The organism is Roseisolibacter sp. H3M3-2, from assembly GCF_029211165.1.
In the GTDB taxonomy this organism is placed as follows: domain Bacteria; phylum Gemmatimonadota; class Gemmatimonadetes; order Gemmatimonadales; family Gemmatimonadaceae; genus Roseisolibacter.
Genome location: NZ_JARGEK010000205.1, coordinates 1 through 8598 on the forward strand (window position 1 = coordinate 1; position 8598 = coordinate 8598).

Annotated in this window: 5 protein-coding genes and 1 pseudogene; 5 read left to right on the forward strand and 1 reads right to left on the reverse strand. The window is 77.0% G+C overall.

Annotation, left to right across the window (positions count from 1 at the left end; all coding sequences use genetic code 11):
- Positions 1-82 precede the first annotated feature (82 nt).
- Genes PYV61_RS16030 through PYV61_RS16040 form a run of 3 tightly spaced genes read left to right on the forward strand, consistent with a single transcriptional unit; the run spans position 83 to position 5705 of the window.
- Positions 83-2482: an ABC transporter permease gene (locus tag PYV61_RS16030; protein ID WP_275833382.1), complete on the forward strand. Its 2400-nt coding sequence runs from the start codon at positions 83-85 to the stop codon at positions 2480-2482.
- A 51-nt stretch (positions 2483-2533) separates the two neighbouring features.
- Positions 2534-3271, forward strand: coding sequence for an ABC transporter ATP-binding protein (locus PYV61_RS16035; RefSeq protein ID WP_275833384.1), 738 nt, complete (start codon positions 2534-2536; stop codon positions 3269-3271).
- 1 nt (position 3272) lies between these two features.
- Positions 3273-5705: an ADOP family duplicated permease gene (locus PYV61_RS16040; protein ID WP_275833387.1), complete on the forward strand. Its 2433-nt coding sequence runs from the start codon at positions 3273-3275 to the stop codon at positions 5703-5705.
- A 3-nt stretch (positions 5706-5708) separates the two neighbouring features.
- On the opposite strand, the gene PYV61_RS16045 is transcribed toward PYV61_RS16040, so the two are convergent.
- A complete protein-coding gene (locus PYV61_RS16045; protein ID WP_275833389.1) occupies positions 5709-6287 on the reverse strand; it encodes a Uma2 family endonuclease in 579 nt (192 codons plus the stop codon).
- A gap of 87 nt (positions 6288-6374) precedes the next feature.
- On the opposite strand from PYV61_RS16045, the gene PYV61_RS16050 reads away from it, so the two are divergent.
- Complete coding sequence (locus PYV61_RS16050) at positions 6375-7748, forward strand: sigma-54 dependent transcriptional regulator (protein WP_275833392.1); 1374 nt, start codon at positions 6375-6377, stop codon at positions 7746-7748.
- 18 nt (positions 7749-7766) lie between these two features.
- Positions 7767-8598 (forward strand): annotated as a pseudogene (locus tag PYV61_RS16055) (PAS domain-containing sensor histidine kinase); the annotation flags it as partial.

Genomic DNA, 8598 nt, shown 5'->3' on the forward strand with positions numbered 1-8598 from the left:
CGGCGCGCGAGGTGCTCGACCGCCGCGCCGTCGCGCGACGCGCCCACGCCGACGGACGCCCCCCCCCCCCCCCCCCCCGGCCATGCTGCAGGACGTCCGCTACGCCCTCCGCGCGCTGCGCGCCGCCCCCGGCTTCGCGGCCGTGGTCCTGCTGACGCTCGCCCTCGGCGTCGGCGCCAACACGTCGATCTTCAGCGTCGTCAACGCGCTGCTCCTGCGCCCGCTCCCGTACGCGGCGCCCGAGCAGCTCGTCGCCGTCTGGCAGGACCACCGCGCGCTCGGCCGCGACGATCCCGAGTGGCTGCCGCCCCCCGACTACTTCGACTGGCGCGAGCGCAGCCGCAGCTTCGCCGGGATGGCCGCCGTGCAGGGGTGGGGGACGACGCAGTCGGGCGACGGCGAGCCGCGGCGCGTCATCGGCCTCGCCGTCGCGCACGACTACTTCGCGCTGCTCGGCGTCCCGATGGCGCGCGGGCGCGGCTTCGAGGCGGCGGAGGACGTGCCGAACGGCCCGCGCGTCCTCGTCGTCAGCCACGCCTTCTGGCAGGAGCGGCTGGGCGGCGCGCCCGACGCCGTCGGCCGCGCGGTCACGCTCAACGACGAGCCGTGGACGGTGGTCGGCGTGCTCCCCGCCGACCACCGCGACCCGTTCGGGCGCCCCGCGGTCTACCGCCCGCTGCGCCTCGCGCGCGACGGGCCGTGCGGGCGCGGGTGCTACACGCTGCGCGTCGTCGGCCGGCTCCGCCCCGGCGTGTCGCTCGACGCGGCGCAGGCCGACGTCGCCGGCTTCACGCGCGCGCTCGCCGAGCAGTTCCCGGGCACCAACCGCGGCGTCGGCGCGTGGCTCGTGCCGCTGCAGCGCCAGCTCGCGGGCGACGCGCGCCCGGCGCTGCTCGCGCTGTTCGGCGCGGTCGGCTTCGTGCTGCTCATCGCCTGCCTGAACATCGCCAACCTGCTGGTCGCGCGCGCCACGGCGCGGGCGCGCGAGGTCGCGGTGCGCACCGCGCTCGGCGCGGGGCAGGGGCGGCTGCTGCGGCAGTTCCTCACCGAGAGCGTGGTGCTGTCGGTGCTCGGCGGCGCGCTCGGGCTGCTCGTGGCCACCTGGGGGACGGGGCTCGTCGTGGCGCGGCTCCCCGAGGGGCTGGCGGAGTTCTACCGCATCGGCATCGACGGGCGCGCGGTGCTCTTCACCTTCGCCGTGAGCGTGGGGGCGGCGGCGGTCTTCGGGCTCGGCCCGGCGTTCGGCGTGGCGCGCGGCGCGCTGGCGTCGACGCTGCGCACCGAGGGGCGCGGGGCGAGCGCCGGCGCGCGGGTGCGCCGCGTGCGCGACGGGCTGGTGGTCGGCGAGGTCGCGCTCGCGCTCGTCCTGCTGGCCGGCGCGGGGCTCCTGATGCGGAGCTTCGTGGCGCGGCAGCGCGTGGAGCCCGGGTTCGCACCCGAGCGCCTGCTGCTGGCGCAGTACGCGCTGCCGAGCGCCCGCTACCCGGCGGGGAGCCCGGCGCTCGCCGACTTCCACGCGCAGCTGGCGGCGCGCGTCGCCCGCGACCCCGCGGTGGTGGCGGCCGGCGTGTCGACCGAGGTGCCGCTGCAGGGCGGCGACGGGGACCTCGACTTCCAGGTCGTCGGCCGCCCCGCCGAGCGCGCGCCGTCGGCGTGGATGCGCGCCGTGACCCCCGACTACCTGCGCGCGCTCGGCGCGCGGCTGGTGGCCGGCCGCGGCTTCACCGAGGAGGACCGCGCCGGGGCGCCGCGCGTGGCGGTGATCAGCGAGACGTTCGCCCGCCGGCACTTCGCCGGCGGGCCGGCGGTCGGCGGCCGGATCACGCTCGGCGGCGACAGCGTCCCGCTGACCGTCGTCGGCGTCGTGAACGACATGCGCTTCGACGCCGTGGACGCCCCGGCGAAGGTCGAGCTGTTCCTGCCGCAGGCGCAGGCCGGCCGCCGCGCGGTGACGCTGGCCGTGCGCACGCGCGGCGACCCGGCGGCCGTCGCCCCCGTCGTGCGCCGCGAGCTGGCCGCGCTCGACCGCACCGTCCCGCTGGGCGCGGTGGAGACGATGGAGTCGCGGATGCGGGAGTCGCTGGCCATGCCGCGGCTGTACGCGTCGCTGTTCGCCGTGTTCGCCGGCGCCGCGCTGGCGCTGGCCGCGATCGGGATCTACGGGGTCATCGCCTACGCCGTCGAGCGGCGCACCCGCGAGTTCGGGATCCGCCTCGCGCTCGGCGCGCGCGCGGGCGACGTGCGCGCGCTGGTCGTGCGCCAGGGGATGGCGCCCGTCGCCGCCGGGGTGGCCGTCGGGCTGCTGGGCGCGCTCGGCGCCACGCGCGCGCTCGGCGGGATGCTGTTCGGCGTCGGCGCGACCGACCCGGCGACGCTCGGCGCCACCACCGTCTTCCTGATGGCGGTGGCGCTGCTCGCCGCGTATCTCCCCGCCCGGCGCGCGACGCGCGTCGCGCCCACCGAGGCGCTGCGCGCCGAGTAGGATCGTCCCGCCCGACCCGTCCTTCCCGTCCTCACTCCCGGACCTCCCGCGATGCCGTTCTTCACGTCCTCCGCCCCCGCGCCCGCGGCCCTCGACCTCGCCCCCGGCGCGCCGCTCCTGTCGCTGCGCGACGTCGAGAAGTCGTACCCCGTCGGCGGGAGCACGCACTACGTGCTGCGCCGCATCAGCCTCGACGTGAAGGCGGGGGACTTCCTCACCATCATGGGCCCGTCGGGCGCCGGCAAGTCGACGCTGCTGGCGATCCTCGGGCTCCTCGACCACGACTGGCGCGGCGGCTTCACCTTCGCCGGGCAGCCGATCCACGCGCTCCCGCCCAAGGCGCGCACCTCGTTCGGGCGCCGCCACGTCGGCTTCGTCTTCCAGCAGTACCACCTGCTCGACGACCTGACGGTGGCCGAGAACCTCGACGTCCCGCTCGAGTACCGCGGCGTGCCGAAGTCGGAGCGGCAGGCGCTGGTCGCCGACGCGCTCGACCGGTTCGGGATCGTCGGCAAGAAGGACCTGTTCCCGCGCCAGCTCTCGGGCGGGCAGCAGCAGCTGGTCGGGATCGCCCGCGCCGTCATCGCGCGCCCCGCGCTCCTCCTCGCCGACGAGCCGACGGGCAACCTGCACTCGGGGCAGGCGCGCGAGATCATGGGGCTGTTCCAGGAGCTGAACCGGCAGGGGACGACGATCGTCCAGGTCACGCACAGCGAGGAGAACGCGCGCGCCGGCTCGCGCATCGTCACGCTGAAGGACGGCTGGATGACCGAAGGCGCGGAGGGCTGAGATGCTCGGCGACCTCCGCCTCGCCGCGCGCCGCCTGCTGCGCGCCCCCGGCTTCGCCGCCGCCGCGGCGCTGACGCTCGCGCTCGGCCTCGGCGCCAACACGACGATGTTCTCGCTCGTCAGCGCCGTGTTCCTGCGCCCCCTCCCGGTGCAGGAGCCCGACCGGCTGCTGCGCGTGGTGACGACGTGGCGCGACGGCGACGGGCGGAGCATCAACAGCGGCGCGCTGGGGTGGGACGACGTCCCCGCCCTCGCCGCGCGCCGCGACGTGTTCGCGGGGGTCGCCGCGTTCGGCAACGCGAAGCTGGCGATGGGGGAGGGGGAGCACGCGCGCACGGTGCACGCGGCGCTGGTGACGGGGCAGTACTTCGGCGTCCTCGGCGTGCGGGCGGCGATCGGCCGCGCGATCGGCGCCGGCGACGTCGGCGCGCCGGGCGCCTCGCCGGTGGTGGTGCTGTCGCACGCGCTGTGGGCCGGGCGGTTCGGCGGCGACTCGTCGCTCGTCGGGCGCGCGGTGTCGCTCAACGGGAAGCCGCACACCGTCGTCGGCGTCGCGCCGCCGACGTTCCGCGGCACCGAGATCGAGAACGTCCCCGAGGTGTGGCTCCCGGCGACGCAGGGGGGCGCGCTCGGCGTGGTCGGCCCGCGCGCCTACCAGCGCGGCTCGCGCTGGCTGCACGGGCTGGCGCGGCTGGCCCCGGGCGTCGCCCGCGCGGAGGCCGGCGCGGCGGCGGCGCGCCTCGGCGGCGACGTGGCGCGCGACTACCCGGACTCGCACCGCGGGTGGGGCGTGCGCGTGGTGGCCGGCGGCACGCTGCTGGCCGCCGACCCGTCGGAGCACGGCCCGGTGTTCGCCGTCTTCGGCGCCCTCACGGCGCTCGCGCTGCTGGTGCTCGCGGTGACCGCGGCCAACGTCGCCAACCTGCAGCTCGCGCGCGCCGCGTCGCGCCGCCGCGAGCTGTCGCTGCGCGTCGCCCTCGGCGCCGGGCGCGCGCGCCTCGTGCGCGAGGTGGTCGCCGAGAGCGCGCTGCTCGCCGGCGCCGCCGCCCTCGTGGCCGCGGTGCTCGGCGCTGCCGGCGCGTCGCTGCTGCCGCGCCTCGGCCTCCCGCCGATGCTCGACCTCGCCCCCGACCGCCGCGTCCTCGGCGCCACCGCGGCGCTGGCGCTCGGCACGGGGCTGCTGTTCGGGCTCGTCCCGGCGCTCTGGGTCACGCGCGGCTCGCTCACCGCCGGGATCAAGGACGGCACCGCCGGCGCCGGGCGCTCGCGCTCGCGGCTGCGCGGCGCGCTGGTGGTCGGGCAGATGGCGGTGTCGATGGTGCTGCTGGTCTCCGCCGGGCTGCTGCTGCGCACCGTGAGCGCGCTCCGCGACGCCGACGTCGGCTACGAGCCGCACGGGGTGCTGAGCGTCGCGCTCGACGCCGGGACGCGCGGCTACGACGCGACCCGCGGGCTCGCGCTGTACGAGCAGCTGCTGGCGCGCGTGCGCGCGCTCCCGAACGTGCGCGCGGCGACGCTGCACGCCATCGTGCCGCTGAGCGGCAACGGCATGTCGCAGGAGGTGCGCCTCCCCGCCCGCGGCGGCGCGGTCCAGCGCACGCAGTACGACGTGGTGGCCGACGGATTCGTCGAGGCGCTCGGCATGCGCGCCGCCGACGGGCGCATGCTCGGCGCGCAGGACCGCCCGGGCGCGCCGCGCGCCGTGGTCGTGAACGAGGCCTTCGCCCGCCGCGCCTGGCCGGGGCAGCGCGCGGTCGGCCAGCGCGTCCGGCTCGAGGGGGAGCGGGGCGACGAGGCGACGGTGGTGGGCGTGGTGCGCGACGCGCGCGTCGGCGACATCACCGGGCGCCCCGAGCCGACGATGCTGCTGCCGCTGGCGCAGGAGTGGACGTCGGGGATGACGCTCGAGGTCCGCGTCGCCGCCGGCGCGCCGCACGCGGTGCTCGGCGCGGTGCGCCGCGAGCTGCGCGCGCTCGACCCCGACCTGCCGACCGGCGAGGTGCGCACGCTGGAGGAGGTGCGCACGCAGGCGATGTTCCCCGCGCGGCTCATGGCGACGCTGATGACGGCGTTCGGCGCGCTGGCGCTCGCGGTCGCGGCGGTCGGGCTGGCGGGCGTGGTCGCGTTCGCGGTCGCGCAGCGCACGCGCGAGATGGGCGTCCGCCTCGCCCTCGGCGCCGCCGGCGCGGACGTCGAGCGGATGGTCGTGGGGGAGGGGATGCGCCTCGCGGTGCTCGGCGTCGGCGTCGGGCTCGCGGCGGCGGCCGGCGTGGCGCGGCTGTTGTCGGCGCAGCTGTACGGCGTGGGCGCCGGCGACCCGGCCACGTACCTGCTGGTGGCGGCCGCGCTGTCGGCGGTCGCGCTGCTCGCCGCGTGGCTGCCGGCGCGGCGGGCGTCGCGCGTCGACCCGCTCGTCGCGCTGCGGGCGGAGTGAGCGTCAGATCGGCCGGAACAGCTCCGCCAGCCGGAGCACGAATGCGGGCGCGTCGGGCGCGGGATGCCAGGTGAGGGTCTCGCGCTCGACGGTCGGGAAGTGTGCGTCGGGGGTCCACACTTCCACGACGTGCGCGTCGGGTTCGATCGCCCAATACAGCGGGACGTTCATCTTCTGGTAGAGCGTCCGCTTCGTGAACCGGTCTGCCCGCACGCTGCCGGGGCTGAGCACCTCGACCGCGAGCAGGAGGTGACACACGGGCATCCACGTGTCCGCCTCGACGGCGGCGCGCGCCATCTCGACCGGCATGACGAAGATGTCCGGCTGCACGAGGACGTCGTCGCGCCCCCACGAGATGTCGGCGGGTGCCCCGAGCAGGACGCCGACCCGCTCGCGCTCGAGGTAGGTGACGAGCGCATGCTGGAGTCGCCCGACGACCAACTGGTGCCACGGTCGCGGCGCGGGGGTCACGTGCAGCTCCCCCCAGATCGTCTCGTACCGCGGCCAGGCGCGCTCCTCGTCGATGAGGGCGCGGACCATGTCGGCGGTGTGGTACGTCGGCTCGACGTTCGGCATCTCCATAGCATCGTCTCGGCTCGGCGCGGGTGGCAAGGGTGCGACCGCCGCCGCGCCCTGTCCCGCCCGCCGTCCCCGCCCTAACGTTCTCCCGTGACCGACCCCCAGCAGCCCCCGCGCCTCCTCGTCGCCGACGACCAGCCGGCGATCCTCGACGCCCTCCGCTTCCTGCTCGCCGACGAGGGGTTCGAGGTCGAGATCGCGCGCACGCCCGCGCAGATCCTGCAGGCCGTGCAGTCGCGCGACTTCGACGCGCTGCTGATGGACCTCAACTACACGCGCGACACCACCAGCGGCCGCGAGGGGCTCGACCTCCTGCCGGCGCTGCAGGGCGCCGACGCGACGCTGCCGGTCATCGTCATGACCGCGTGGGGGAGCGTCGACGGCGCCGTCGAGGCGATCCGCCGCGGCGCGCGCGACTACGTCGAGAAGCCGTGGGACGACGCCCGCCTCGTCGCCACGCTGCGCACGCAGATCGAGCTCGGGCGCGCGCTCCGCCGCACGCAGCGCCTCGAGCACGAGAACCGCGCGCTCCGCCGCGACGCCGCGGTCAAGGTCGAGATGATCGCCGAGAGCGCGGCGATGCAGCCCGTGCTCCGCCTCATGGAGCGCGTCGGGCCGAGCGACGCCAACGTCCTCGTCACCGGCGAGCACGGGACCGGGAAGGAGCTCGTCGCGCGCTGGCTGCACGCCGCCAGCCGCCGCGCGGCCCGCACGCTGGTCGCGGTGAACATGGGCGGCCTCTCCGAGGGCGTCTTCGAGTCCGAGCTGTTCGGCCACGTGAAGGGCGCCTTCACCGACGCCAAGACCGACCGGGTGGGGCGCTTCGAGCTCGCCGACGGCGGCACGCTGTTCCTCGACGAGATCGGGAACATGTCGATGCCGCAGCAGGCCAAGCTGCTGCGCGTGCTGCAGACCGGCGAGATGGAGCGCGTCGGTTCGTCGCGCCCGCGGCACGTGGACGTGCGCGTGGTGAGCGCGACCAACGCCGACGTGCGCGGCGAGGTGGCGGCCGGCCGCTTCCGCGAGGACCTGCTCTACCGCCTCAACACCGTCGAGATCCAGCTCCCGCCGCTGCGCGCGCGCCGCGACGACGTCCCGGTGCTGGCGGCGCACTTCCTGGCGCGGCACGCGGCGCGCTACCGCAAGGCGCTGCAGGGCTTCGCCCCCGACGCGCTGCAGGTGCTGCTCGCGCACCCGTGGCCCGGCAACGTGCGGGAGCTCGACCACGCCGTCGAGCGCGCGGTGCTCATGGCCCAGGGCGACCAGGTGCGCGCCGTCGACCTCGCGCTGCGCGTGGACGGGCAGGGGCAGGCGGCGCTCGAGGACATGACGCTGGAGACGGTGGAGAAGGTGCTGATCCAGAAGGCGCTCGCGCGCTGGAACGGCAACGTCAGCCACGCCGCCCGCGCGCTCGGCCTCAGCCGCTCGGCGCTCTACCGCCGCATGGCGGCGCACGGGCTCTGACCTCCGCGTGAGCCCCGCGTGAGACACGACCGGCGCGTCCTGCTCCTCGCGCTCGGCGCGGGCGCGCCGGCGGTCGCCGTCACCGTCTGGCTGTCGGGGCACATGGGGTGGGGCGACCGCGCGCGCTGGACGCTCGTCGGCCTCGTCGCCGTCGTGTGGCTGGTGACCGCGCTCGTCGCGCAGTTCCAGGTCGTGCGCCCCCTGCAGACGCTCGCCAACGTGCTCGGCGCGCTGCGCGAGGGGGACTTCTCCTTCCGCGCCCGCGCCGCCACCCCCGACGACGCGCTCGGCCTCGCGTTCCACGAGGCCAACATGCTCACCGCCGTGCTGCGCGAGGAGCGGCTGCGCGCGCTGGAGAGCGCGGCGCTGCTGCGGCGCGTGATGGCGGAGATCGACGTCGCCATCTTCGCCTTCGACGAGGCGGCGCGGCTGCGCCTCGTCAACCGGCAGGGGGAGCGCCTGCTCGCGCGCCCGAGCGAGCGCCTGATCGGCGAGACCGCCGGCGCGCTCGGCCTCGACGACCTGCTGGCGCGCGACCCGGGGGAGTACGGCCCCGCCGCGCCGCGCGTGCTGCAGGCGAGCTTCCCCGGCGGCACCGGGCGCTGGGAGGTGCGGCGCGGCGAGTTCCGGCAGGGCGGGCGCCCGCACGCGCTGCTCCTCGTCACGGACCTGAGCGAGACGCTGCGCGCCGAGGAGCGGCAGGCGTGGCAGCGCCTCGTGCGGGTGCTGAGCCACGAGATCAACAACTCGCTGGCGCCGATCAAGACGATCGCCGGCTCGCTGCTGCGGCGCGTGCGCAACGACCGCGACCGCGCGCTGCGCGCCGAGGACGTGCCGCCGGCCGCCGCGG

Excerpts from the sequence above, each read along its gene's own strand:
- PYV61_RS16030 (WP_275833382.1), top strand. The coding sequence starts at position 83 with ATGCTGCAGGACGTCCGCTACGCCCTCCGCGCGCTGCGCGCCGCCCCC.
- PYV61_RS16035 (WP_275833384.1), top strand. The coding sequence starts at position 2,534 with ATGCCGTTCTTCACGTCCTCCGCCCCCGCGCCCGCGGCCCTCGACCTC.
- PYV61_RS16040 (WP_275833387.1), top strand. The coding sequence starts at position 3,273 with ATGCTCGGCGACCTCCGCCTCGCCGCGCGCCGCCTGCTGCGCGCCCCC.
- PYV61_RS16045 (WP_275833389.1), bottom strand. The coding sequence starts at position 6,287 with ATGGAGATGCCGAACGTCGAGCCGACGTACCACACCGCCGACATGGTC.